This window comes from Vibrio chagasii, from assembly GCF_024347355.1.
GTDB classification, from domain to species: Bacteria; Pseudomonadota; Gammaproteobacteria; order Enterobacterales; family Vibrionaceae; genus Vibrio; species Vibrio chagasii.
Genome location: NZ_AP025465.1, coordinates 546427 through 572878 on the forward strand (window position 1 = coordinate 546427; position 26452 = coordinate 572878).

Below are 26452 nucleotides of genomic sequence, written 5' to 3' on the forward strand. Positions count from 1 at the left end.
TTTCTCCACAAGCAATAAATGTTTCTGTCTCAAAAAGCAGACGATAAAAAAGAGTAGTCGGACATTATAGAAGCATTAGTGATTAGGATCACATGGTATTTGCTACATCTTGAGATAAAAATCTTTGGTGAGCGCTATAAATGCCTCGCTATAACCATTTTGATGATGAATGGTAAGCGATTCACGCTGCAAATCGGCCTCACGCGCAGGATCTTTCGATAACTCAAAAAGAATTCGACTCGCAGGCTTCTTGTCTGTGGTTTTGACATCGAGACGCTTAGCTAGGTGCCAACCGCACTGTTTGGCAAGCTTGATAAAACCTTCTCCCTCAGGCGTTGGCAGTATAAAACTGGCGGTTGCAGTTTCGGTTGTTATCTCGAAACATCGTTTAGCAAGTTGCAGGTGATCCAAGCTGTCGGTATGTCTGGCGGTGGCTCTTTGGCTCTGCTGTGCCTGTTCCCCAGAGTTGAAGTAGGGTGGGTTGCAGATTATCGCGTCAAACTTTTTCGGAAAGTCGGTGGTGAGTACACTGTCATCATGCAGAGTAATGCGATCTTGCCATGGCGACTGCTCAATATTAATGGTCGCAGCCTCAATCGCATGTGGATCAATATCGATCGCGGAGATCGAGACGTCTGTAAAACGCTGCGCGGTCATCAAGGCCAAAAGCCCGGTGCCAGTTCCAATATCGAGTGCTGAGGACTTAGGTGTAATGCTTACCCATGCGCCAAGTAGTACACCATCGGTGCTGACGGGCATACCGCTTTGCCCACCGTAAATTGAGAATTGCTTAAAATTGAAGCTTTTAGTCTGCACGATTTTGTCTTTCATGAATGTTCTGAGTATCGAGATATTTTAAGTGATTAGCTCTAATGTTAACCACTTGTATGGATCAATGTTCTACTTGAGAAACTATTGTTGTGAATTATGGTTAGTTTATAATTGTGGCTATTTTTTCATATCTAGTGGAATCCACTGCTTTTTGTTTGTATATGCAAATTTATATGGTGTTTTTGTGTGGTGACTTGCAGCTAGCCAGTTGTTTCGTCATTATGCGCGACTATTTTATAGATTGAATGGCAGCTTTTCACTGTAACATTCACGTAAGCACAACATAAATTCATAAATATAATTAAGGATTATCTGTGAAACAGAGTCTAAAACTAACAGATATAATGGCATTGGGCTTTATGCTTTTTGCGTTTTTCTTGGGTGCGGGTAACATCATCTTCCCACCTCTAGCTGGCCAATTGGCTGGTGATCATTTTCTTCCAGCGATGTCTGGTTTCCTGCTGACTGCCGTTGGTCTGCCGTTAATCACTATCGTGGCTGTTGCACTTGCGGGTGGTTCTTGGGGTCACCTGACTAAAGATCTTCCTAAGAAAGCAGCAACCATCATGGCTGTGTTGATCTTCATTATCATTGGTCCTGCATTTGCTGCACCACGTACCGGCCTTGTTGCTTATGAGATGGCGGTGAAACCGTTCTTCATCGATGCCTCTCAAGCTCACCTAACATTCTTTTCTATCGCATTTTTTGTGGTTGCCATGTTCTTCTCATGGTCTCAAGGTAAGCTAATTGACGTTATCGGCAAGGTTCTAACACCAGCACTTTTCATCGGTTTAGTTGTACTGGCGGTTGCTGTATTTGTTAACCCTCAGGGTGATATTCTTGGTGCTCACGGTGAATACATCACTCAGCCATTAACAAAAGGTTTCCTTGAAGGTTACAACACCATGGATACTTTTGCTTCACTGATGTTTGGTATGCTGATTGTGGACTCTATCCGCAGCAAAGGCATCACTGACCGCGCAGCGACGACTAAGTACCTGATCAGCGCAGGTTTTATTGCTGCGGCGGGTCTAGCATTCGTTTACATTTCTCTGTTCTACCTGGGCGCAACAAGCGCAACAGTAGCTGCGGGTGCTGACAACGGCGGTGCGATCTTAAGCCTATATGTTCAATCACTGTTTGGTCCTTCAGGTCAGCTAGTGCTTTCTGTCATCGTACTACTAGCGTGTCTAACAACAGCGATTGGCCTTGTGTCTGCGTGTTCTGACTACTTCAGTTCACTAACGCCGCTGTCTTACAAAACTTGGGTAATCATCAACGGTGTTGCTTGTGCAACGGTAGCGAACGTTGGTCTTTCTCAGCTTATTTCTCTGTCTGTTCCTGTACTGTTTGCGCTGTACCCAGTAGCGATCGCATTGGTAGCACTGACGTTCTTGCGTAGCCGTTTCCCTAATCCAAAAGTAGCGTACCGCGTTGTGGTATTAGTGTCATTGATGTTTGCTCTTATTGATGGTGCGAAAGTAGCGGGTGTTGATGTATCAGCACTGAAGATGCTGCCTCTGTTCGAGATCGGCATGGGTTGGTTACTTCCAACGGCGGCAGCAATCATCTGTATGTTCTTTGTTGGTAAGTCAGCAGAGCAAGAGATGGCAGAAGAGACGGTTTAATCTCTGATTGAGATTAGATAGTCATTCTAAATGACATAGAAAAGGCCTCATTACTTCGCAGTAGTGAGGCCTTTTTGTATTCTGTTTGTTTTGAAATGAACAGCTTGTGGAGAGCTTATCTACTTACAGCGTCTCGCTGTACTCAACCAGAACTTGTTCAACCCAGCTTGCGATACGCTCGTCGCTCAGTTCGTATTGTGAGTCTTCATCAAGTGCCAAGCCTACGAACTGTGATTGGTCTTCGGTGAGCGCTTTAGACGCCTCGAATTCGTAGCTGTCGTCGTTTGGCCAGAAGCCAACAAATTGAGCTCCGGCCGTTTTGAGCTCGTCATGCAATAGACCCATCGCATCCAAGAACCACTCTCCGTAACCCTCTTGGTCACCTAAGCCAAACAGTGCCACAACCTTACCTTTTACTGGTGTCGTCGCGATATCGTCCCAAAGCTCATTCCAATCTTCTTGGATTTCGCCAAAGTCCCACGTAGAAATACCCAGAAGTAATAGGTCGTAGTCTGCCATTAATGAAAGCGGAGTCTCTTTCACGTTATGGATATCAACTAGGTCTTCACCAATAATGCCGCGAATTTTTTCTGCTGCCATTTCTGTGTAGCAGGTGGTTGAGCCGTAAAATAATCCAATTTTCATAGCAAACGTTCGATTTTAATTTCAGATTGCGAATTCTAACCATAAATCGACTTCGATTGCAGCGATTATCCACTCAAGGTGTAATTTTTATGGCATTCATATTTGCTCTGGCATACTCTCAAAACAGTTTCCAATATTGTGAGTAACACTATGCAGTCGCCTCAAGGGCAGAGCGCAGACCACGGTCTAGTTGAGCAGTTTCTAGATGCTATGTGGATGGAGCGAGGGTTGTCAGAGAATACTCTTGTCTCGTATCGTACTGATTTATCCAAGCTATTAACGTGGATGGAACAGAATAATTATCGCCTCGACTTTATTAGTCTCTCTGGGCTACAGGACTACCAAAGTTGGTTGGTTGATGCGGACTTTAAGCAGACTTCCCGTGCACGTATGTTGTCGGCGATTCGTCGTTTGTTCCAATACCTGCATCGTGAGAAAGTCAGAGCCGATGATCCGAGTGCGTTGTTGATCAGCCCTAAGCTGCCACAACGTCTGCCAAAAGACCTAAGTGAAGAGCAAGTGGATGCTTTGCTCGATGCTCCTGATCCGAATGACCCGATTGAACTTCGCGATAAGGCGATGCTTGAGTTATTATATGCAACCGGTTTGCGTGTGACGGAGCTGGTTAGCCTAACGATGGAGAACATCAGCCTGAGACAGGGCGTGGTACGTGTTATTGGTAAGGGCGGTAAAGAGCGCTTGGTGCCAATGGGCGAAAACGCTGTGGACTGGATTGAGAGTTTTATTGAACAAGGGCGCCCGCAACTGCTTGGTGAAAACAGCTCAGATGTGGTTTTTCCAAGCAAACGTGCTAAACAAATGACCCGTCAGACATTCTGGTATCGTATTAAACATTACGCGGTTATCGCAGGTATTGACACAGAATTGCTATCCCCGCACGTTTTGAGACACGCTTTTGCCACTCATTTACTGAACTATGGTGCCGATCTTAGGGTCGTACAGATGTTACTTGGGCATAGTGACTTATCGACAACCCAAATTTATACTCACGTGGCGACTGAAAGGCTGAAGCAAATTCATACTCAGCATCACCCTCGTGCTTAAATCCATTTATTTTTAAGGTGAACTTAATGAGCGTATTACGCCGTCTTCCTCTATTAGCGCTGCCGCTGATGATCACTGCATGTAATGCATCAGAAGCGAAAGTAGAACAAACCACAACAGCCGCAGAGGTTGCTTCAGCTCAAGATATTGATACTGCGGCGCTCACCAAGCGTTTTGAAAAAATCGGTATCAAGGTGAACAAGATTGTTCCTTCAGATATTGATGGCCTGCTAGAGATTCAAACCAACAGTGGCATTATCTTCTCATCTCCAGCGGGCGATCATTTTCTAGCCGGTACACTTTACTCTCTGGATGAGAACGGCAAATTCAGCGATGTATTAGCAGAGCGTCAAGCGCCTATCAATGCTGAGAAAGTAGCGGCACTGTCTGATACAGTTATCGAATACAAAGCAGACAACGAAAAGTATGTTGTGACTGTGTTTACTGACATCACTTGTGGCTACTGCGTTCGTCTTCACAGCCAAATGCAGGGCTACAATGACCTAGGTATCACGGTGCGTTACATGGCATACCCACGTCAAGGTGGTACAGGCCAAGTAGCAGACCAAATGGCGGCGATCTGGGCTTCTGACGATCCAAAAGCCGCAATGCACAATGCTAAGGTAGAGCGTAAGATGCCAGTTTCAAGTAAAGACCTTGAAGAGAAGAAACAGATCATCGCTAAGCAGTACCAACTAGGTCGTGAGCTTGGTATTAATGGTACACCTGCTATCGTATTGGCAAGCGGTGAGTTGGTGAGTGGTTACTTACCACCTGCACAACTGCTTCAGCGTTTAGAGCAGTAGTCTTAGTCTCTAGCAGAGCTGTCACAGTCGCCATCAGTTAATATGGCGACTGTATTACTTATTTATTCCCATGTTTTTGATTTAAGGAGTGGCCTGATTGATATCAGGCCCATTTTTATATGATAGAGATTCAACGCCGTCCTGAGGTCGACATTTCCGTTTTACCTGCTCATTTTCCAGATCTGTTAAAACGCATCTACGTGAGCCGCGGAGTCAACAGTGCAGACCAACTTGAGACTGCAGCGAAAGGTCTACACTCCTATCAAAAACTGGGCGGAATCGATGCTGCCGTTGAATTGTTGTTTAAGGCGATTCAGCATCAAAAACGCATTATTGTGGTTGGCGACTTTGATGCCGATGGAGCAACCAGCTCTGCGCTGTCGGTACTTGCGCTGCGTATGCTAGGCAGTTCAAATGTTGATTACCTAGTTCCTAACCGTTTTGAAGATGGTTACGGTCTTAGCCCTGAAGTGGTGGAACAAGCAATCGAGATTGGTGCGGAAGTGATCATGACGGTTGATAATGGTGTCTCTTCGATTGAAGGGGTGCGTTTTGCCAAAGAGAAAGGTTTAGAAGTTCTGGTCACTGACCATCACTTGCCGGGCAGTGAATTGCCTATGGTTGATGCGATGGTAAACCCGAACCTAGAGAGCTGTGCATTTCCGTCTAAAGCCCTCGCTGGTGTTGGCGTGGCTTTCTATCTGATGATGGCACTGTGTGTTCACATGCGTAAACTGAATTGGTTTGCTGAACGTGGCATGACAGAACCTAAGCTAATGGAGCTGATTGACCTTGTTGCTCTAGGCACCGTTGCGGACGTGGTGCCACTTGATGAAAACAACCGAATCTTGGTGCACCAAGGCTTGCAACGTATTCGAGCGGGTAAAGCTCGTCCGGGTATTCAAGCCTTGATTGAGATTGCAAAACGAGATGCGAAACGTTTGGTCGCTTCGGATTTTGGTTTTGCACTGGGTCCTCGTATCAATGCTGCCGGCCGACTTGACGACATGTCATTTGGTGTTGAGCTACTGATGAGTAACAACATCCACGCTGCACGTCGCATGGCGAGTGAACTTGATGGTTTGAACCAGACTCGCAAAGAGATCGAAGAGGGCATGAAACAAGAAGCGATGGCTTTCTGTGAACGACTTGAGTTTGGTAAAGACGACTTGCCTTCCGGCTTGGCACTATTCCAACGTGATTGGCACCAAGGTGTGATTGGTATTTTGGCTTCGCGTATCAAAGACAAATACCATCGCCCTGTGATTGCGTTCGCCGATGGTGGAGAGGGGAGCATTAAAGGCTCGTGCCGCTCGATTCCGGGTTTGCATATGCGCGATGCGCTAGACCGTATCGACACTCTAAACCCAGGTCTGATTCTTAAGTTTGGTGGCCACGCAATGGCGGCTGGCTTAACGATCATGGAAAAGGACTTTGAACGCTTTAGCAAATTGTTCAACGATGTAGTGAAACAAGAACTCGGAGAAACGGCACTTAAGGGCATTATCTTGTCTGACGGAGAGTTGCTGCCTGAAGAGTTCTCTATGCACACCGCTGAAACGCTGCGCGCGGGTGGTCCTTGGGGGCAAGCATTCCCAGAGCCTATCTTCGATGGTGAGTTTAAAGTACTGCATCAAAAGCTGGTGGGTGAAAAACACCTAAAGCTAATGTTAGAGCCGCTTTACAAAGGCCATCCAACCAATGTGATGATCGACGGCATCGCTTTCAATGTTGATTTGCGTCGCTGGCCAGATGCCTCAGTGAAAACTGTGCATCTTGCCTATAAGCTGGATATTAACGAGTTTCGTGGTAACCAGTCATTGCAGTTAATGGTTGAGCACATCGAAGCAAAATAGCCTAACTTCAATAAGATTACGGCTTCATTCGCCTTATCAAAACAACAAGCTCGGATGTGAAATTCGGGCTTGTTTTTTTTCCTAAATCGCCCGCAATGGCACCAATTTCTGAGCTTAAAACTTTATATTGTTGTAAGTGACTGAATATTGGTTTGCCCTCTAAAAATTTCTGTATCTCCGTCACACTTTTGAGTACAATTCTTCGGTTAAATTCTACTCATAAATGATGAGCTAAAATGTTTGAAATCAATCCTATAAAAAACCGTCTGCAGGATGTGTCTGAGCGCACAAATATCCTGAGGGGGTACCTTTGACTATGACGCTAAGAAAGAGCGTCTAGAAGAAGTAAACGCAGAGTTAGAACAACCGGATGTATGGAACGAACCTGAGCGTGCTCAAGCGCTAGGTAAAGAGCGTTCTGCACTGGAAGCGGTAGTAGAAACGATTGACCAACTTGACCAAGGTGTTGAGGATGTTGATGGCCTACTAGAGCTAGCGGTTGAAGAAGAAGATCAAGAAACGTTCGACGAAATTGAACCAGAACTAGCGGAGCTTGAAGCTAAGTTAGGTAAACTTGAGTTCCGTCGTATGTTCTCTGGTGAGCATGACGCTTCAGATTGTTATATCGATCTACAGTCGGGTTCAGGTGGTACTGAAGCACAAGACTGGACTTCAATGATGCTGCGCATGTACTTGCGTTGGGCTGAAGCGAAGGGCTTCAAAACGGAAGTTATCGAGGTATCTGAAGGTGAAGTTGCTGGTTTGAAAGGTGCAACAGTACGTATCTCTGGTGAGTATGCGTACGGTTGGTTGCGTACAGAGACAGGTGTTCACCGTCTAGTTCGTAAATCACCATTTGATTCAAGTGGCCGTCGTCATACTTCATTTGCATCTGCGTTTATCTACCCAGAGATTGATGACAACATTACGATCGACATTAACCCTTCTGACTTACGTATTGACGTATACCGTGCTTCGGGCGCTGGTGGTCAGCACGTAAACACCACGGAATCGGCGGTACGTATTACTCACGTTCCAACTAACACAGTGGTTCAATGTCAGAATGACCGTTCGCAGCATAAGAACAAAGATCAAGCGATGAAGCAGCTACGTGCTAAGCTTTTTGAACTTGAGATTCAAAAACAAAATGCTGAAAAACAAGCGAATGAAGATACTAAATCAGACATCGGTTGGGGCAGCCAAATCCGCTCTTACGTTCTGGATGATTCACGTATCAAAGATTTACGCACCGGCATTGAAAACCGTAATACTCAAGCGGTTCTTGATGGTGACTTAGACAAATTTATTGAAGCTAGCCTGAAATCAGGTCTGTAAGCTTTTTACCGACTATATTTGCGAAAATATAGCTGTTCAAATTATAAAAGCAGGGTACATCTCAATGACTGATGCTGTTCAAAACGAAAACGTACAAGAAGAAAACAAACTAATTGCTGAGCGCCGTAGCAAGCTGGATCACATCCGCCAAAGCTGCAAAGCAAATGGTCACCCAAATGATTTCCGCCGTGAGCACCTAGCTGGCGATCTTCAAGCGGAATTCGGTGAGAAGACTAAGGAAGAGCTAGAAGAGCTTAACCACATCGTTGCGATCGCTGGTCGTGTAATGGCGAAGCGTGGTCCATTCCTTGCGATTCAAGAAACTTCTGGTCGTATCCAAGCATACGCAGCGAAAGACGTACAAAAAGTACTGAAAGAGAAGTACCAAGGCCTAGATATCGGTGACATCATCGGTGTTAAAGGTGCACTTCATAAGTCAGGTAAAGGCGATCTTTACGTGAACATGGAAGAGTTTGAACTGCTGACTAAAGCTCTTCGTCCTCTACCAGAGAAGTTCCACGGTCTAACTGACCAAGAGATGCGTTACCGTCAGCGTTACGTTGACCTAATCGTGAACGAAGATTCTCGCAACGCATTCATCGTGCGTTCTAAGCTTGTTTCTTCAATCCGTAACTTCATGAGCTCAAAAGGCTACCTAGAAGTTGAAACGCCAATGATGCACGTGATCCCTGGTGGTGCGACTGCACGTCCATTCATCACTCACCACAACGCATTAGACATCGACATGTACCTACGTGTTGCACCTGAGCTTTACCTTAAGCGTCTAGTGGTTGGTGGTTTTGATCGTGTATTCGAGATCAACCGTAACTTCCGTAACGAAGGTCTGTCTCCACGTCATAACCCAGAATTCACAATGATGGAATTCTACCAAGCGTACTCTGATTACAAAGACCTTATGGATCTAACTGAAGAGATGCTAAGCACAGCGGCTATGGACGTCCTTGGTTCTACTTCTATGCCTTACGGTGACGAAACAGTTGAGTTCGGTGGCAAGTACGCGCGTATGAGCATGTTCGATGCGATCAAGCACTACAACCCTGAGCATGCTGAGATTCAAGCACTAACAGAAGCAGACCTACAAGACCGTGAGAAGATGGTAGCAATCGCGAAATCTGTACACGTTGAAGTAGAAACGTTCTGGACATGTGGTCAGCTTCTTGAAGAGATCTTTGGTGAAACGGCTGAGCCTCAGCTAATTCAACCAACGTTCATCACAGGCTACCCAGCGGATATCTCTCCTCTAGCTCGTCGTAGCGATGACAACCCGTTCTTCACAGACCGTTTTGAGTTCTTCATCGGTGGTCGTGAAGTAGCGAACGGCTTCTCTGAGCTTAACGATGCACAAGACCAAGACGAGCGTTTCAAAGCGCAAGTTAACGCGAAAGACGCGGGTGATGATGAAGCAATGTACTACGATGCAGACTACATCACAGCACTAGAGCACGGCTTACCACCAACAGCGGGTCAAGGTATCGGTATCGACCGTCTAGCAATGCTATTTACAAACACGCACACAATCCGTGACGTGATCTTGTTCCCGGCAATGCGCCCACAAGCGTAACTCTCGCTTACGGGTCGTAACACCCAATAAAATTTAAAAGCCACCTTCGGGTGGCTTTTTCTATTTTTAGAGCTCAAAACCTAGTCTGTACCGCACTCTTGATTCGAAAAATCACTATTTCTGACATAGTCTTACTATTGAGACATAAAATCTAAGATAGTCTCACTACTATACGTCTCTGCGCTGAATACGATCTCGTGGCATCTAGCCGAACGAAAAGCGATGAGTCGTATTAGTCTGATTTAAATAAAAATAGAATAAGGAAGAAGGATGGGAACTCAATTTAAGATGGATTCCTTACCAGGTTCTCTTATCGTCGTTGGTGGTGCGTACGAACCCTGGTTATCTGTATTAGAACAAGTGGGTTGGCAGTGTACCCAGTGTGCTGACTTGCGAAAAGCGGATGCCTTGATTGCTGATATTGGCCCATGTATTGGTATTGTCGATCTCAGCCATGATGAATTCAGTCTTAATGGTATTGCTAACCTTGTGAGTAACAATAAGCAAGTACGATGGCTCGCTTTTATCCGTGAATCGCAATTAAGCTCTGATACGATCTGCCAATTTATCGTTAACTTCTGTATCGACTTTTTCACGGCACCTATCCCTGATGCTCAGCTATTGAGTACGATTGGACATCAGCTGGGAATGCTCAAGTTAGAACAGAAAGTATGGCCAAATTACGGTATCAATAACAATATGGGCTTACTGGGTGACTCAGTTGCTGTGAAGCGCTTGAGAGATCAAGTCAAGCGTATTGGTCCAACCGATGTCAGCATCCTGATTTATGGAGAGAGCGGCTCAGGCAAAGAGACGATTGCACGCTCTATTCATCAAAACTCCTCACGATCTCAAAAGCCATTTCTAACGGTGAACTGCCGTGCCTTGTCTGAAATGAGAATAGAAGCTGAGGTATTTGGAATATCAGCACAACCAACGTCTTCTCCTTGTATGCTGGAAGAGGCCGATGGTGGCACCATCTTGCTCAATGATGTTTTGGCGATGCCACGTAATCAACAGTTGAATCTGCTGCGTTTTCTACAAGAAGGCAAGATTGAGACCGCAGAAGGACCTAAGTCTGTTGATGTGAGAATTCTGGCTGCGAACTCCTCTGATATCGAGAAAGCACTGATAGAAGGGGACTTCAATGAAGAGCTTTATCACTATATCAATGTGCTGCGCATTCATGTGCCGAGCCTGAAAGAGCGTGTAAGCGATATCTCCGTACTAGCTGATCACTTCCTACGAGAGTATTCGAAAGAGTTTAATGCTCAGGCTAAGAGTTTTTCAGACGATGCCATTCGTTCGATGAATCGCTACCACTGGCCAGGCAATGTTCGCGAATTGATGAATCAGATAAAGCGTGTTGTGTTGATGTCGGATGCAGTGATCATCGAAGATCACCAACTAGATTTACCAAAACAGAATGATGAACGACGTAGCTTGAAGAGTATTCGTGAACGTTCAGAGCGCGATGCGTTGTTAATTGTTTTGGAATCATACGGTGGTCAGGTTTCGCTGGCAGCTAAAGAACTTGGTGTATCACGGGCAACCATGTACCGTTTGTTGAATAAACACAGCCTTATTTCTGAGGGAGTGGTGTAGAACTTTCTTCTAAGTCATTCAATCTGTTCGTGTAAATTTAAGAGCCACGCATCATGCGTGGTTTTTTTTGTTGCTAGTCGTTACGTTTATGTTCGAACAACTGAGAGATGAACTCTAAGTCGTTAAGAGAGATATGCTGTGATTTTATATAACCATAGTGAATATGTTATATGTAAATGAATATGCAACTGATATTTCAGTCGATTGCATTGTTTTAAAAATGTTAACCAATTAGCGGTTGAATAATATACTCACTTGGTTAGACTTTAACCGTGAAAGCAACGATTTAATAAAGACTTGTCTGCTTTTACTTCCCCATTTCTTTTTGGATTTTTTAGTTAGCTTGGAGGCGCAAATGAAACATTTCGATTTTATACAGCACATTTGCGCGTCGTTTGATCCGTGTACTGACATGGTGACTGTTATGTCACAAATCTCAGCCATGGCCGATCGAAACACCCAAGATAAACCTAACTAATAGATCCGTATCCTTATTTGGCTGCGGAAAAATAGCAGCTAAGTGAGAAGCCCTCATACTATCTAACACGCTATTTTTCCTCAGTTGACTCAACAACTGGAGAGTTATTATGCGTCACTCAGTATATTTAAAATTAGCAACAGTCCTTATCCGTGCCGATCTTCGTCGTGAAGAGCGGGAATGGCAGCGAAAAGTACGTCGTAGTTCACTAGACCTACCTTGGCACAACACTCATTTGCTAAGAGATATTGGCCTTGAAGCCGATGGTCGTCCAATTGGTTTCTCTGAGCCTGAAGTTGTCACCATTGAACGTCGCGTTCGTCATCTTCGTCGTGTTCTTAGCGCGCGAATACCGACGTAATCTTTCGGGGTTGATCGCACCTTTCAACCCCTTAAATCATTGACGGTGATAGTTAGGTGTCAAAAGTGAGCGCTTTTGAACTAGAACTGGACAAAAAAGAGAAGCATTGGCTTCTCTTTTTTGTTTTTTTAATCGAGAAAAATCAACGTGCCCTAGTAAAGAAATAGAGTTCTACTAAGCTATAGAGAGCAAGGGAGGCCGGTTATGCAAAAGCATCAGTTAGACATGTGGCTACATGGAGAGCACAAAGACTCGTATCAAATCCCCAAAGTGTACGTTATTGGCTGTTCCGATATCTCGGAATATCTGCTGGCTGTGGAGTACAAACACAAGCTTGAGCCGGTAAAACAAGATGGTGAGCCACTTCACTTTGGATCTTTGGATCAAGTGAAAGAGGAGTTACTCCGGCTAGGGTTTGAAAAGGCCTATCTTCGCTTGCACAATGCTTATGACGAATTTGGCAGTGAGCCAAGTCAAAGCTACTGTGATATCGAATTAGCGTTGAAACCTCATTGATCAAAGAACGTAACTCACTGATATTGTTTCGTACTAATGTTTATTGGGCTATGCGTAATGCGTCGTCAGCAAGTTGTGAGTAAATTGAGTTCGCAAATAAAACCCACGAGGCTTGGTCTTGATGGGCTTTCCACTGGCTCCATAAGCTTCGGTTAACACGCGACTGTTTGCGGCCTTTGGACGTAAGTGTAGGGCTTCTCCATGCCTTGCCGTGATCTGTTCAACGTTCCCTAAAACGATCAACTCCATCAACTCTTCCCAGTCTCTCTTTAGGAGTTCGTTCTCAGCTTCACTTGGTGTCCATAGTAGTGGTGATCCAACGTGACGTTCTGCCAGCGGGATTTCTCTTTCCCCTTCTACAGGGATCCACAACACTTTAGACAGTTTATTGCGAACATGGCTGGTTTCCCATGTCAGTCCTTGCACTCCCATTAATGGCGCCACACAAACAAAGGTGGTTTCAAGTGGCTTACCAGAATAGCCAATCGGAATACTCTTTAGCTCGATGCCTAGCTTCGCGAAATCCTGTTCTGGTTTACTGCCGGCAGGTGCGCCTAAGTGCCATTCTAACAGTTGCCCAACCCAGCCTTTGTCTCGCTTAAGATCGTTTGGCATGTCCATCTCTGCTTCATCAGCGAGCTCTTTGAAGGTCATCCCGGCAATCGCGTAAGCTCTGTCTAACAACTCTTGTTGTGTTTGTGGTTCTGGTTTCATAATAAAAGGCATGATCAAAAAAATGATTTTATCAGAAGTTATCACCAAATGACGACTGGTTAAGAAATGATCTCCTAGTCGAAGAAGGGATCAAACTTAGGGTTATCCACAGGACATAAAGGTAATTAATTGAAATATTAATTTAGTGGATAAATAAACAGGGGTTTTTGGTGGATAAAATGCTTGCCAAATGGGGTGTAAAATGAATCTTTCACTTGGTAGTGTGGATAAACACCGGGGTGGTTGATCTTTGAACAGCTTGTGTTTTTAAAAGATCTTTTGAGTTTTGACTGTGCTTTGATTTTTTATTTTTATTTTAAGGTGTTGATTTTTAATGTTTAAGTTTTTGTTTTTCTAGTGGGCTGGTTTTAGTGTTGATGAATCTATGGATTAAAAAAAACGATTGCGGCTAATTCTTCACATAGTTATTCACAGAAAAGGTGAATAAATGTGGTCTAGGTCTCACTATTGTGTGGGTAACTCGGATTTGAGCAAAACTTATCCATATTTGCAGATAATATTCATAAATATAGCGCTTATCACGTCACTAAGTTTGCTCCAATTGGGGATATGTGGAAAAATCAGTGTAATTAAAAATTTAGATAGAGGTTGGCCAGTGATAGATGGCGATGGTTACCGATTAAATGTTGGTATTGTAATCTGTAACAACCATGGTCAGGTCTTCTGGGCTAAACGATACGGGCAACATTCATGGCAATTCCCTCAAGGGGGAATAGATGAAGGTGAAACTCCGGAACAGGCAATGTACCGTGAGTTGTATGAAGAGGTTGGCCTTACTAAAAAGGATGTAAAGATCGTCGCGACAAGTCGTCATTGGTTACGCTACAAGCTACCCAAACGACTGGTTCGGTGGGATTCTAAACCTGTCTGTATTGGACAAAAACAGAAGTGGTTCCTTTTACGCTTAGATTGCGATGAATCGCGTATCAATATGCAGCGTGGGAGTACACCTGAGTTTGATGGTTGGCGTTGGGTGAGTTACTGGTACCCAGTTCGACAAGTAGTTTCTTTTAAGCGAGATGTTTACCGTCGAGCGATGAAAGAGTTCGCATCTTTAGCAATGCCGTTTAAAGAGCGAAAAACAAAAGGAAAACGCAAATTGCGTAGAGGTTAAGCATGCTCAGTCAACTAAGGGAAATAGTTGAACACGTATCAAGAGTTGAAGATGTATCGACGGCACTTGATATTCTAGTTAAAGAGACATGCAGTGCGATGCAGACGGAATGTTGCACCGTGTATTTAGCCAATAATGATATGCAGCGCCTTGAGTTGATGGCAACTCAAGGCCTGATCTTTGAAGGTAATAGTATTCACATTGGTTTCGACGAAGGCTTAGTTGGCCTCGTGAAACGAAGTGCTGAACCTATTAACCTTGCACAAGCGTCTGCTCACCCTGCTTATAAGTTTTTTCCAGAACTTGGAGAAAACATTTACCACTCTTTTCTTGGTACTCCGATTATCCATCGCAAGCAAGTGCTTGGCGTATTGGTTATTCAACAAAAAACACCTCGTTTATTCAGTGAGATGGAAGAGTCATTCCTCGTTACGCTCTCAGCTCAACTTGCAGTTATTGTGGCGCACGCTCAAACTCAAGGTCATTGGCTGTTGGAACAACAAAAGCTGCCAGGCATCAAAGGTATTGCTGCTTCATCTGGGGTAGCGATTGGTGATCTGTGGTGGGACAACACCCAACCTGAATTAACGGATGTGTATCCTGCTTCGACGCTCAATATCGAGCGCGAGCAAGAGTTATTGGCAGTGGCGGTTGAGAATGCCCTCAATGACTTCAAGCGCATGCGAAAGCGCTTAGACAGTGAAATCAATAAAGACGCATTGGCGATCTTTGACCTGTTTACGCACTTACTCAACGATCCTATGTTGCGTAAGGATCTAAAAAGCCAGATTCAGAAAGGCGATAAAGCGGACTGGGCACTAAGACAGGTGGTTGAGAGCTATTCCAACCGCTTTGCTCGTATGTCGGATGTGTATTTGCGTGAAAGGGCGCAGGATATTCGAGAACTCGGTCAAAGGCTGTTGTACTTCCTTCATAACTCTGAGTATGAGCTACGTACCTTAGATAAGCCGATTATTCTGGTGGTTCGTGAGTTAACCGCTTCAGTATTAGCGTCGATTCCAAAAGAGAAGCTGTTGGCAGTGCTCTCTTTGGAAGGGGCGGCGAACTCGCACGCTGCTATTTTATCTCGCGCGCTTGGTATTCCTTCGGTGATGGGGGTTAGCATTAACCTCGAGCAAGCGAATGGTAAGCAAGCCATCGTCGATGGTTATAGTGGCGAGATCTTTATCGAGCCGACCAAGAACCTGCTCAAAGAGTATCGCGGGCTGATTCTTGAAGAGAGTGAGCTCTCCTCAATGGTCAATCGCGAGCTGTATCTACCTGCGAAAACCCAAGATGACCAACAGGTCGAAATCCTACTTAATGCAGGTTTGAGCGCTGATACCAATATTGCTATCAACCAAGGTGTTGATGGCGTTGGTTTGTACCGAACGGAAATCTCGTTCTTATTGCAACAACGTTTCCCATCAGAGGATGAACAGTTCAAGCAGTATCGTTCTGTGCTTTCAAGCTACCCAAATAAGCAGGTGGTGATGCGTACACTCGATATTGGTGGTGACAAGGCATTACCTTACTTCCCAATCGAAGAGGACAACCCCTTCCTTGGCTGGCGTGGTATCCGTTTTACGCTGGATCATCCTGATATCTTCATTATCCAACTGCGTGCCATGTTGCGTGCGAGTTGTGAAAGCCATAACTTGAGCATTCTGCTACCGATGATTTCGGGCGCTCAGGAGTTGGATGACGCCCTGCAGTTGATTGAGCAAGCCTATGATGAAGTGCATGAACTTGATAACCGAGTACGAATGCCGCGTATCGGTATCATGATTGAAGTGCCTTCGATGCTCTATCTTCTACCGCTGATTGCTGACAAGGTCGATTTTGTCTCTGTCGGCACCAATGACTTAACCCAATATTTATTGGCCGTTGACCGGAACAATTCCCGCGTCTCTGATGTCTATGAATCTATGCACCCGGCAGTGATCATGGCATTGAAACAGATTCATGATACTTGTAAGCAATATCAATTACCTGTGTGTATTTGTGGAGAGCTAGCCGGTGATCCAATGGGCGCATTGTTACTGCTTGGGTTGGGGTATCAGACGTTAAGTATGAACACCTCGAATGTGGCTAGAACCAAATATTTGATTCGCCAATCTAACTTGAGCGAATTACAGGATTTGGCAAATAAGGCACTTTCAAAGCCGTATGGCAGTGACATCTATAGTATGATGCTGAACTATTTCGAAGAGCGTGAATTTACAGGCTTCATTCGAGCAGGTAAAAAATAGGAATTAACGTGTCATATGAACTTATAGGCTTGCTAGCAGGCCTTGGTGCTGTTGTTGGTGTTTTAGCTGGCTTGCTGGGTATTGGCGGTGGGTTGATGGTGGTTCCGGCCTTACTGTTCTTGCTCCCGAAAGCGAGTATCCCTCAAGAGTTTGCAATGCAAATGGCATTAGCGACCTCGCTATCTACCATTATTGTTACGTCAGGATCGTCTGCGATTAACCACTTAAAGTTGGGTAACGTCGAGATATTTGTCGTTAAATGGTTAATGCCAGGGGTTGTGGTTGGCGGTTTTCTCGGTTCTTTTGTAGCTGACGTTATTCCTTCTCAATACCTGCCTAAAGTTTTTGGTGTGATTGTGTTAGTGCTAGCACTGCAGATGCTGTTGTCGATTCGCTCTAAGAGCCAAAAAGCGATGCCGGGCTCTGCGACAACCATGTTATGTGGTGGTGGCATTGGTTTGGTTTCAAGCTTAGCGGGTATTGGTGGTGGGTCGTTGTCTGTACCTTTCCTTAACCATCATGGTGTGGAAATGCGCAAGGCAGTGGGCTCGTCTTCGGTGTGTGGTTTCGTTATCGCTATCTCTGGAATGCTAGGCTTTATTTGGCATGGCTCGTCTGTCGAGGGGTTGCCTGCGTTTAGCCTCGGTTATGTCTACCTGCCTGCCTTGGTTGCGATATCGTGCACATCAGTGCTAACCACACGAGTGGGGGCGAAACTGGCTACGCAATTACCAACACCAGTACTTAAGAAGTTCTTTGCGGTATTTTTAATGTTTATAGCAGCGACCATGCTGCTGTAGTGTCTTTCGTTAGCGATTGAGCTAACCGTTATTCAATTTAGATAGAGAGCCAAGTATGTCTCAGGGTTTTATTGAATTCCCAAATATCGATCCTGTTCTTATTGAACTAGGACCAATCTCAGTTCGTTGGTACGGCCTAATGTACCTTGTCGGTTTTATGTTTGCTCTTTGGTTAGCAAATCGCCGAGCTGATCAGCCGGGTAGCGGTTGGACTCGAGAGCAAGTATCAGACTTATTGTTCGCTGGCTTTCTAGGTGTGGTACTTGGTGGTCGTATTGGCTACGTGTTGTTCTACAATTTTGACCTTTTCTTAGCGGATCCACTTTATCTATTTAAAGTATGGACTGGCGGTATGTCTTTCCACGGTGGCTTGCTGGGTGTTATCACCGCAATGTTCTGGTATGCGAAAAAGAATGGTCGCACCTTCTTCGGCGTTGCAGACATGATTGCACCACTCGTCCCATTTGGGTTAGGCATGGGCCGTCTAGGTAACTTCATGAACAGTGAGCTATGGGGCCGTGTTACGGATGTGCCATGGGCAATCGTATTCCCGAATGGTGGTCCACTTCCTCGTCATCCATCTCAGCTTTATGAAATGGCGCTTGAAGGGATTGTGCTGTTCTTTATCTTGAACTGGTTTATTAAAAAGCCTCGTCCTCTTGGTTCTGTATCAGGGTTATTCCTTGCAGGATATGGTACATTCCGCTTCTTAGTAGAATACGTACGTGAACCAGATGCTCATTTAGGCTTGTTCGGCGGGTTTATCTCTATGGGACAAATCCTATCACTGCCAATGGTAATCATCGGTGCGCTGATGATGGTATGGGCATACAAGCGCGGTCACTACAAAGACGAATTACCACAACAAACGAAGTAAGGAATTGGTGTGAAACAGTATTTAGATCTCTGTCAGCGTATCGTTGATAACGGTACTTGGATTGAAAATGAACGCACGGGCAAGCGCTGCCTAACTGTGATCAATGCTGACCTTGAATATGATGTTGGTAACAACCAGTTCCCGCTTGTCACTACACGTAAGAGCTTTTGGAAAGCGGCAGTTGCTGAACTGCTTGGCTACATTCGCGGTTACGACAACGCTGAAGATTTTCGTAAGCTAGGAACGAAAACTTGGGATGCGAATTCGAACCTGAATGAAGCATGGCTGAATAACCCTTACCGCAAGGGTGAAGATGACATGGGCCGTGTTTATGGTGTTCAAGGCCGAGCATGGGCAAAGCCTGATGGTGGTCATATCGACCAACTGAAGAAGATTGTTGATGACCTGACGAACGGTATCGATGACCGTGGTGAGATCTTAAACTTCTACAACCCAGGTGAGTTCCACATGGGATGTTTGCGTCCGTGTATGTACAGCCATCACTTCTCACTACTTGGTGACACGCTGTACCTAAACAGTACTCAGCGCTCTTGTGATGTACCACTAGGCCTGAACTTCAATATGGTTCAAGTATACGTGTTCCTAGCTATCATGGCGCAAATCACGGGTAAAAAAGCGGGTGTGGCTTACCACAAGCTAGTTAACGCTCATATCTATGAAGATCAACTGGCGCCAATGCGTGATATTCAGCTAAAGCGTGAGCCTCTAGCTGGCCCTACATTCCACATCAACCCAGAGATTAAGTCTCTAGAGGATTTAGAAACTTGGGTAACAATGGATGACTTCTGGGTTGAAGGTTACGAGTGCCACGAAGCGATTAAGTACCCATTCTCGGTTTAATCGTATCCGTTTGTTTGATTGAAAGGCTCCTTTGGGCTGTCTCTTATACACAAATCCCTAAGCCACGCTTGGGGATTTTTTTTGAACTATTTTTAGGTTTCATGATCTGATCATCTAAGCAATGACAAGGATGATTATCATGACCTATATAGAGCCAACCCTTTGGGCACAAAAACAGTTCGGTCAAGCCCACCTTAATGACCCTAGACGCACTCAAAGACTCGTTGCTCTCGCAGCCTCACTGGCCGAGCAGCCTGGCGTACCCGTCTCGAAACTCATTATATCCCCTGCTGAAATGGAAGGGGCTTATCGCTTCATCCGTAATGAGCAAATCAAAGCAGAAGATATCGCAGAAGCGGGTTTTTATGTCACCGCACAAGAAGCATTAGAGCAACAAACACTTCTTGCCTTAAAAGACACCACTTCTCTCAGTTACTCCCATCGCAGCATTCGAGATGAACTCGGGCACTCTAATCAAGGCAATCGACATCGCGCCATGTTTGTACACTCAACCTTACTTTTTGCTCCCGACACTCAATCTGTTATTGGTTTAATTGAACAACAGCGCTGGACTCGTGATATAGAAAAGCGAGGTCAAAGGCACCAGCATGCGACTCGACCATACAAAGAGAAAGAAAGTTATAAGTGGGAACAAGCCTCTCGCCATGTCGCTGAGCGACTTGGCGATAAAATTTCGGATGTCATTTCTGTGTGCGATAGAGAAGCCGACCTATTTGAATACCTCACTTACAAGCGAGAGCAACAACAAAGGTTCCTCGTTCGCTCAATGCAAAGCCGCTGTATTGAAGAGCACGATAATCGTCTTTATAGCTATGCTTCTACCCTGTTATCAGCCGGAGAGAAAGTGCTCGAAATACCGCAAAAAGGCGGTCGTAAAGCTCGCAAGGCTCATTTAGATATCAAATATGCCCCCGTGACACTCAAGTCTCCTGCTAACAAGAAAGAGTTCGATAACATTCCGCTTTACTACGTGGGATGTATAGAACAAGGAGAGAGTGGTAATAAGCTCGCATGGCACTTACTGACTTCAGAGCCGATAACGAGCAAGGAAGAGGCACTCAAAATCGTCAGTTATTATGAGCGGCGCTGGCTGATAGAAGATTTTCATAAAGTCTGGAAAAGTGAAGGGACTGAAGTTGAGCAACTGAGAATGCAAAGTAAGGATAACTTAGAAAGGCTCAGCGTCGTTTTGGCTTTTATCGCGACTCGGTTACTCCAGTTGAGGTTTATGAATGAATCAGACGAGTTATCTAAGAGCAGTTGTGAGCAGATATTAAAAGGCAAAGCGTGGAAGTTAATGTGGCTCAAGTTGGAGAGCAAAAAACTACCGAAAGAAGCGCCTAATATATCATGGGCTTACAACGGTATTGCTCGGTTAGGTGGTTGGAAGAATACCAAGCGAACAGGTCGCGCTTCTATAAAGACGTTATGGCAAGGATGGCTTAGGTTACAAACCATCCTTGAAGGGTATGAACTCGCCAAGTCTCTTGATTAACCAGACTTGTGATCAAGAGACAGGCCACTGTGCAGCCTTTTTTATTTAAGGGGCAGTGATGAGTAACCGGGTCTCGATATGCGAAGATCAGGAGCAGATACGAGTAAACGAGACTAGGGATACGAAGAGCTAAGAGTAGAAACGAGTAAATGAGATTAGGAATACGAAAAGCATACCTAGGTTTGAGTCGGCGATATACCAATTACGGCTATCACAGTTCGTGTTTTTCGTTACTTGCTTACCCGTACCTCTAATCTGCTTCTGGTTCTTCGCTCGCCACTCGCATTTGTTTTTATCTCTTCGCCACTCGTTCACTCGAATCTCACATCTGCTCTTAAAAAAAGAAAAAGCCCGCAACCTAGGTTGCGGGCTTTGATATAAGCGATGTGTATTTTGCTACTAAGCAGTCAGAGACAAGATTGTGCCTGGCAGTACAAGGAATACCGCAACAAGGTAACCGGCAACAACAGCTTTGTTCTTCACAGCCATGTCTGAAATCATGTCTGCCGCTTTAACTGGTAGCTCACGTAGGAACGGGATACCGAAGATGAATACCGTTGCCATGATGTTGAACACCAAGTGTACTAGAGCAATCTGTAGTGCGAATACTGCGAACTCACCAGATACTGCTGTTGCTGCTAGCAGAGCGGTAATACATGTACCGATGTTTGCGCCTAGAGTGAATGGGTAAACATCACGTACTTTAAGAACACCTGAGCCTACTAGTGGAACCATCAAGCTTGTCGTCGTTGAAGAAGACTGAACAAGGATAGTAACGATAGAGCCAGAAGCGATACCGTGGATTGGACCACGACCGATTGCGTTCTTCAGAATCTCACGAGCACGACCAACCATTAGGCTCTTCATCAGCTTACCCATAACTGTGATAGCTACGAAGATAGTTGCGATACCTAGAGCGATAAGCATGATGCCGCCAACCGTGTCGCCAAATGTTGATAGAGGCTCTTTAATTGCGCTCACTACTGGTTTAGTGATTGGTTTGATGAAGTTAAGACCCTTCATGCTCATATCACCTGTTGCTAGCATCGGAGATACCAACCAGTGAGAAATCTTCTCTAGAATACCAAACGCCATCTCTAGCGGTAGGAAGATAGCTACAGCCAATAGGTTAAAGAAGTCGTGAATCGTCGCACTTGCGAATGCGCGTTTGAACTCTTCTTTACAACGAACGTGACCAAGGCTAACTAGCGTATTGGTTACTGTCGTACCAATGTTTGCACCCATGATCATAGGGATTGCTAGCTCAACAGGTAAACCACCTGCCACAAGGCCAACGATAATTGAAGTAACTGTACTTGATGATTGAATAAGTGCGGTTGCAACTAAACCAATCATTAAGCCTGCAACTGGGTGTGAAGCAAATTCAAAAAGAACTTTTGCTTGTTCGCCTGTTGCCCATTTGAAGCCTGTACCAACCATTGAAACTGAAAGTAATAGTAGGTAAAGCATGAATGCCAAGTTAGCCCAGCGTAGCCAACGAGTTGTGCTCGAAATAGGCGCTGCTGCAGTAGTAGCTTGGTTCATAATGTTTTCTCCATAGGACCGTTTAAGTCTGTGTTTGGTCTGTTTGTTTAATCTGAGCGTGATGTTAGAGGTGAAATATTTCAGTAATATTACATTTTGATTGAGGCGAGACTTTTTTGTGATGATTTACTGTTTAAATATTCTGACAGTAAATGTGGTTATTTTAAGTTATTGTTTTTGAATGTTTTTGTTGCTGGTTTTGATGGGTGATATAGATCTTAAAAGTTAGAAAAAAATTGAGAAAATTCGTCCTAATATTACATTATGAAACCAAAAACTTCGAAAAAATTAGTGGTTAAATGGTTTTGTGATTGATTTTTCCGAGTTTGTTGAGCGGAGGTGTCATATTTGATATAAAAAGGAATCGACTCTCTTATTTACGGCACACCTATGTCGCACCTCAACTATAACCATCTTTATTACTTCTGGATGGTCTGTAAGCAAGGCTCTGTTACTAAAGCAGCAGAAGCTCTATTTCTCACACCTCAAACGGTAACTGGCCAGATAAAAGCATTAGAAGAGCGAATGGACGGCAAGCTGACTAAGCGCAACGGTCGTAGTGTTGAGCCAACAGAGCTTGGGCAGTTGGTGTTCAAATACGCGGATCGTATGTTTGGTTTGAGCTACGAAATGCTCGACATCGTGAACTACAGTCAGCACTCAAATATTCTGTTTGATGTCGGTGTTGCGGATGCACTGTCAAAAAGGCTCGTTAGCAAGATCCTGATGTCGACAATTCCAGAAGACAACAGTATCCACCTTCGCTGTTTTGAATCGACTCACGAAATGCTGCTTGAACAGCTCTCTCAACATAAGCTCGATATGATCTTGTCTGACTGCCCCGTGGACTCTAGCCAGAGCCCTGGCTTATTCAGTAAGAAGTTGGGTGAGAGCGGTATGAGCTTTTTCAGCTCAGGTGAAGTGAAAGGGGGTAATTTCCCTGCTGTACTAGAACAAAGGAAGTTGCTGATCCCGGGCAGTCGAACCTCAATGGGGCGCAAGATACTGCAATGGTTTGACCGCCAAGGTCTTAAACCAGATATTTTGGGAGAGTTTGATGACGCGGCATTGATGAAAGCGTTCGCTCGCTATCACCATGACGCGATTTTCTTAGCGCCAACGCTTTATATGTCAGAAGTAGAACAAGACACTTCATTGCAGCTCTTAGGTGGTATTGAAGAGTTAAAAGAGGAGTACTACGTCATTTTTGCTGAGAGGATGATCCAGCATCCAGCAGTAAAAAATGTATGTGACGCAGATTTTAGCAAATTGTTCGAATGAGGTAGTTTGTTAATGAATTGATATCGACTATGATAACTCCGCAATATGCCGTAAATACTGATAGCCCGTAGTTGGCGTAAAGGTTGTAGGGAGCCAAACTATGAACTTAAAAGAGATGGAGAAGAACTCAGCACAAGCTGTGATTCTACTCAAAGCCATGGCCAACGAACGTCGCTTACAGATTTTGTGCCTTTTACATGGTACTGAGCTGTCGGTTGGGGAGTTGTGTGGCAAGTTGGAACTGAGTCAATCGGCTTTATCTCAACATCTTGCTTGGTTGAGAAGAGATGGTTTGGTCGATACTCGCAAAGAAGCTCAAACCGTGTATTACACATTGAGCAGTGAAGAAGTAAAAGCAATGATTAATCTACTGCATGGTCTATATTGCAAGTAGTTTATTGTTGGTAAGAAAAGTAGTTTCTTATCAGGAATAAGGTCGACACAAGGAAGTGTCAGTATTTCACGTCGAACGTTTATCGCTGTCTATTCACTATCTATTTATCTACAACCTATCTATTTAACTCCTATCTGTTTTATTTCCTATTCGTAACTTGGTTTGTTAGTCACCTTTAACTACTGCCTGTCAGTCGTTTAATTGGGCTGCTCAAAATTTAGATATAAAAAAACCGGCCTAAGCCGGTTTTTTTCGTTTTGCGTTGTAATCAAATTTCTATTAAAGAGCTTTGATTGCAGCAGCGAAACGAGACTTATGACGTGCAGCTTTATTCTTATGAATAAGGCCTTTAGTCGCCATACGGTCAAGAAGTGGTGTAACTTCTACAAGAGCAGCAGTTGCAGCTTCTTTATCACCAGCTGCGATAGCTGCGATAGTCTTTTTCATGTAAGTGCGCATCATAGAACGACGGCTAGCGTTGTGCTGGCGACGTTTCTCAGCTTGGATAGCGCGCTTCTTAGCAGATTTACTGTTTGCCAAGGGTCTAACTCCCAAAAACTTAGTTCGGTGACAATTTAAGGGCGAGGACTATCCCTCATTAGCGCTTAATTGTCAAATGATTTGTGCAAAAACCAATCGTAGCCAAACAAACTTTGGTATGGAAAGGTCATCGCGGTTAAGATGGCGGGGATTCTAACAGCATTTTTAGACCAATGCTAATAAATATGCTTCTTAGGACAGGATAGTATTTATCCTCCCTTGAAAGTAATCAACCAGTGTCAGAGGTTTCTGTGAGTAAACGACTATTAAAGTCAGGCCTGATTGTCAGTGCAATGACTTTTGTTTCCCGTGTATTGGGGCTAGTACGTGATGTAGTAGTAGCAAATTTGATGGGAGCAGGAGCGAGTGCCGACGTATTTTTCTTCGCTAATAAAATCCCGAATTTCTTACGTCGACTGTTTGCAGAAGGTGCCTTTTCTCAAGCGTTTGTTCCAGTATTAACGGAATATCACGCGGCTGGTGATAAAGAGAAAACCCGAGATTTAATCGCTAAGGTGTCAGGTACGCTCGGGGTATTAGTGTCTATTGTTACCGTTATCGGTGTGCTGGGCTCTGGAGCAATTACCGCGCTGTTTGGTGCGGGTTGGTTTATCGACTGGCTAAATGATGGCCCAGCGGCGCCTAAGTTCGAACTCGCGAGCTTTATGCTCAAGATTACCTTCCCTTATTTATGGTTCATCACTTTTGTCGCGTTATCTGGTGCCATTCTCAATACACTGGGTAAGTTTGCGGTCTCCTCTTTTACCCCTGTGTTTTTGAATGTCATGATCATCGGTGCAGCGTGGTTTATCTCTCCGAACTTAGAACAGCCAGAAATCGGCTTGGCGATCGGTGTGTTTCTTGGTGGCTTAGTTCAGTTCCTTTTCCAGATGCCTTTCCTTATTAAAGCAGGTGTGTTGGTTAAGCCGAAGTGGGGCTGGAGAGATCCGGGCGTCGTTAAGATTCGCACATTAATGATTCCAGCTCTGTTTGGTGTGTCAGTTAGCCAAATCAACCTACTGTTTGATACCTTCATTGCCAGCTTCCTAGCGACAGGCTCTATTAGTTGGTTGTACTACTCAGATCGATTGCTTGAATTCCCACTGGGTCTATTTGGTATTGCGATTGCGACTGTGATTCTTCCTGCTTTGTCTCGTAAGCACGTTGATGCTCAAGGAGAAGGGTTTGCACACACCATGGACTGGGGCGTGCGTATGGTGCTACTGCTTGGCATTCCTGCGATGTTGGGCCTTATTGTTTTAGCGAAACCAATGCTAATGGTGCTATTCATGCGTGGTGAGTTCTCTCCACACGACGTGCAACAAGCATCAATGTCTTTAGTAGCGTACGCCTCTGGCTTGCTTAACTTCATGTTGATTAAAGTATTGGCTCCGGGTTATTACTCTCGTCAAGATACGAAAACCCCAGTGAAGTACGGCATTATCGCGATGGTCACGAACATGGTATTTAACGCTATCTTTGCTTATTTCTATGGCTATATAGGTTTGGCAATTGCAACCGCTCTGTCAGCCTTTGTAAATATGGCCTTGTTATATCGCGGTTTACACCTTGCTGGTGTCTATAAGCTGACAAAGACCACTTTGCTGTTCTGCGCGAAGTTAATTGTCTCTGGTGGCGTGATGGTCGCGGCAATTCTGTGGCAGTTAGATAATATGCAACAATGGCTTGAATGGAGCTTTAGTCAGAGAGCGCTGATGCTAACAGGCTTGATTGGACTTGGTGGCTTTGTTTATATTGTTTCGGTACTGGTTTTCGGTATCCGAGTAAAACATTTAAAAGCAGCGACAGATTAATACTGATTAGTATAT

The 26452-nt window shown here is 44.7% G+C and carries 24 protein-coding genes; 18 read left to right on the top strand and 6 right to left on the bottom strand.

The features are described 5' to 3' along the window. Window positions 1-102: 102 nt before the first annotated feature. A complete protein-coding gene (locus tag OCV52_RS02405; protein WP_137408229.1) occupies window positions 103-831 on the bottom strand; it encodes a tRNA1(Val) (adenine(37)-N6)-methyltransferase in 729 nt (242 codons plus the stop codon). Between the two features lie 314 nt (window positions 832-1145). Between OCV52_RS02405 and brnQ the strand changes: the two genes are divergently transcribed. After that, window positions 1146-2459 carry a branched-chain amino acid transport system II carrier protein gene (brnQ, locus tag OCV52_RS02410; protein WP_137408228.1) on the top strand — a complete coding sequence of 438 codons (1314 nt, stop codon included), beginning with the start codon at window positions 1146-1148 and terminating at the stop codon, window positions 2457-2459. Between the two features lie 123 nt (window positions 2460-2582). Here the strand turns inward: brnQ and fldB are convergent, their stop codons facing one another. Then, window positions 2583-3104 carry a flavodoxin FldB gene (gene fldB / locus OCV52_RS02415; RefSeq protein ID WP_137408227.1) on the bottom strand — a complete coding sequence of 174 codons (522 nt, stop codon included), beginning with the start codon at window positions 3102-3104 and terminating at the stop codon, window positions 2583-2585. Window positions 3105-3254: 150 nt separating this feature from the next. Here fldB and xerD point away from each other — a divergent pair, with 150 nt between their 5' ends. The 8 genes from xerD (at window position 3255) to OCV52_RS02455 (ending at window position 12708) form a co-directional block, all read left to right on the top strand. Beyond that, window positions 3255-4169 carry a site-specific tyrosine recombinase XerD gene (xerD, locus tag OCV52_RS02420; RefSeq protein WP_008224436.1) on the top strand — a complete coding sequence of 305 codons (915 nt, stop codon included), beginning with the start codon at window positions 3255-3257 and terminating at the stop codon, window positions 4167-4169. Window positions 4170-4195: 26 nt separating this feature from the next. After that, window positions 4196-4975 carry a thioredoxin fold domain-containing protein gene (locus tag OCV52_RS02425; protein ID WP_128161960.1) on the top strand — a complete coding sequence of 260 codons (780 nt, stop codon included), beginning with the start codon at window positions 4196-4198 and terminating at the stop codon, window positions 4973-4975. Window positions 4976-5094: 119 nt separating this feature from the next. Further along, on the top strand, window positions 5095-6831 hold the full coding sequence (gene recJ / locus OCV52_RS02430; protein WP_137408226.1) for a single-stranded-DNA-specific exonuclease RecJ: 1737 nt from the start codon (window positions 5095-5097) through the stop codon (window positions 6829-6831). Between the two features lie 236 nt (window positions 6832-7067). Beyond that, window positions 7068-8166, top strand: a protein-coding gene (gene prfB, locus OCV52_RS02435; protein WP_100205982.1) for a peptide chain release factor 2 whose coding sequence is annotated in 2 segments (ribosomal slippage) — window positions 7068-7142 and window positions 7144-8166 — 1098 coding nt in all. Because the reading frame shifts where the segments join, the coding sequence is not laid out codon by codon here. Between the two features lie 64 nt (window positions 8167-8230). Continuing rightward, the gene (gene lysS, locus OCV52_RS02440) at window positions 8231-9748 is read left to right on the top strand and encodes a lysine--tRNA ligase (protein WP_061033349.1); all 1518 of its coding nucleotides are present in this window, start codon (window positions 8231-8233) and stop codon (window positions 9746-9748) included. Window positions 9749-10018: 270 nt separating this feature from the next. Further along, window positions 10019-11353, top strand: coding sequence for a cyclic-di-GMP-binding transcriptional regulator VpsR (gene vpsR / locus OCV52_RS02445; RefSeq protein ID WP_116870031.1), 1335 nt, complete (start codon window positions 10019-10021; stop codon window positions 11351-11353). 587 nt (window positions 11354-11940) lie between these two features. Continuing rightward, window positions 11941-12192: a hypothetical protein gene (locus OCV52_RS02450; protein ID WP_008224444.1), complete on the top strand. Its 252-nt coding sequence runs from the start codon at window positions 11941-11943 to the stop codon at window positions 12190-12192. Window positions 12193-12396: 204 nt separating this feature from the next. Then, window positions 12397-12708 (top strand): DUF6482 family protein, encoded by a 312-nt coding sequence (locus tag OCV52_RS02455; protein ID WP_061033347.1) that lies wholly within the window; start codon window positions 12397-12399, stop codon window positions 12706-12708. A 48-nt stretch (window positions 12709-12756) separates the two neighbouring features. Here the strand turns inward: OCV52_RS02455 and mutH are convergent, their stop codons facing one another. Next, the gene (gene mutH / locus OCV52_RS02460) at window positions 12757-13422 is read right to left on the bottom strand and encodes a DNA mismatch repair endonuclease MutH (RefSeq protein WP_105059059.1); all 666 of its coding nucleotides are present in this window, start codon (window positions 13420-13422) and stop codon (window positions 12757-12759) included. 616 nt (window positions 13423-14038) lie between these two features. On the opposite strand from mutH, the gene rppH reads away from it, so the two are divergent. The 6 genes from rppH to OCV52_RS02490 all read left to right on the top strand — a co-directional run bounded on the left by rppH (window position 14039) and on the right by OCV52_RS02490 (window position 20863). Next, window positions 14039-14557 (top strand): RNA pyrophosphohydrolase, encoded by a 519-nt coding sequence (gene rppH / locus OCV52_RS02465; protein ID WP_004739545.1) that lies wholly within the window; start codon window positions 14039-14041, stop codon window positions 14555-14557. A 2-nt stretch (window positions 14558-14559) separates the two neighbouring features. After that, window positions 14560-16809: a phosphoenolpyruvate--protein phosphotransferase gene (gene ptsP, locus OCV52_RS02470; RefSeq protein ID WP_137408225.1), complete on the top strand. Its 2250-nt coding sequence runs from the start codon at window positions 14560-14562 to the stop codon at window positions 16807-16809. 8 nt (window positions 16810-16817) lie between these two features. Then, window positions 16818-17609: a sulfite exporter TauE/SafE family protein gene (locus tag OCV52_RS02475; protein ID WP_137408224.1), complete on the top strand. Its 792-nt coding sequence runs from the start codon at window positions 16818-16820 to the stop codon at window positions 17607-17609. A 55-nt stretch (window positions 17610-17664) separates the two neighbouring features. Then, window positions 17665-18486, top strand: a complete 822-nt coding sequence (lgt, locus tag OCV52_RS02480; RefSeq protein WP_008221585.1) for a prolipoprotein diacylglyceryl transferase — start codon at window positions 17665-17667, stop codon at window positions 18484-18486. Between the two features lie 9 nt (window positions 18487-18495). Continuing rightward, window positions 18496-19347 (top strand): thymidylate synthase, encoded by an 852-nt coding sequence (locus tag OCV52_RS02485; protein ID WP_102425317.1) that lies wholly within the window; start codon window positions 18496-18498, stop codon window positions 19345-19347. A 139-nt stretch (window positions 19348-19486) separates the two neighbouring features. After that, window positions 19487-20863: an IS4 family transposase gene (locus OCV52_RS02490; protein WP_261900856.1), complete on the top strand. Its 1377-nt coding sequence runs from the start codon at window positions 19487-19489 to the stop codon at window positions 20861-20863. A 129-nt stretch (window positions 20864-20992) separates the two neighbouring features. Here the strand turns inward: OCV52_RS02490 and OCV52_RS02495 are convergent, their stop codons facing one another. Continuing rightward, window positions 20993-21178, bottom strand: a complete 186-nt coding sequence (locus OCV52_RS02495) for a hypothetical protein (protein WP_137408509.1) — start codon at window positions 21176-21178, stop codon at window positions 20993-20995. Between the two features lie 84 nt (window positions 21179-21262). After that, window positions 21263-22408, bottom strand: coding sequence for a Na/Pi symporter (locus tag OCV52_RS02500; protein WP_061033341.1), 1146 nt, complete (start codon window positions 22406-22408; stop codon window positions 21263-21265). Window positions 22409-22798: 390 nt separating this feature from the next. On the opposite strand from OCV52_RS02500, the gene nhaR reads away from it, so the two are divergent. Both nhaR and OCV52_RS02510 read left to right on the top strand, forming a co-directional pair. After that, window positions 22799-23689: a transcriptional activator NhaR gene (gene nhaR / locus OCV52_RS02505; protein WP_137408510.1), complete on the top strand. Its 891-nt coding sequence runs from the start codon at window positions 22799-22801 to the stop codon at window positions 23687-23689. A 100-nt stretch (window positions 23690-23789) separates the two neighbouring features. Further along, the gene (locus OCV52_RS02510; RefSeq protein ID WP_004739532.1) at window positions 23790-24083 is read left to right on the top strand and encodes an ArsR/SmtB family transcription factor; all 294 of its coding nucleotides are present in this window, start codon (window positions 23790-23792) and stop codon (window positions 24081-24083) included. Window positions 24084-24362: 279 nt separating this feature from the next. Here OCV52_RS02510 and rpsT read toward each other — a convergent pair whose 3' ends face one another. Then, window positions 24363-24623, bottom strand: a complete 261-nt coding sequence (gene rpsT, locus OCV52_RS02515; protein WP_004739529.1) for a 30S ribosomal protein S20 — start codon at window positions 24621-24623, stop codon at window positions 24363-24365. 251 nt (window positions 24624-24874) lie between these two features. Here rpsT and murJ point away from each other — a divergent pair, with 251 nt between their 5' ends. Further along, window positions 24875-26437: a murein biosynthesis integral membrane protein MurJ gene (gene murJ, locus OCV52_RS02520; protein WP_137408511.1), complete on the top strand. Its 1563-nt coding sequence runs from the start codon at window positions 24875-24877 to the stop codon at window positions 26435-26437. Window positions 26438-26452: the final 15 nt, after the last annotated feature.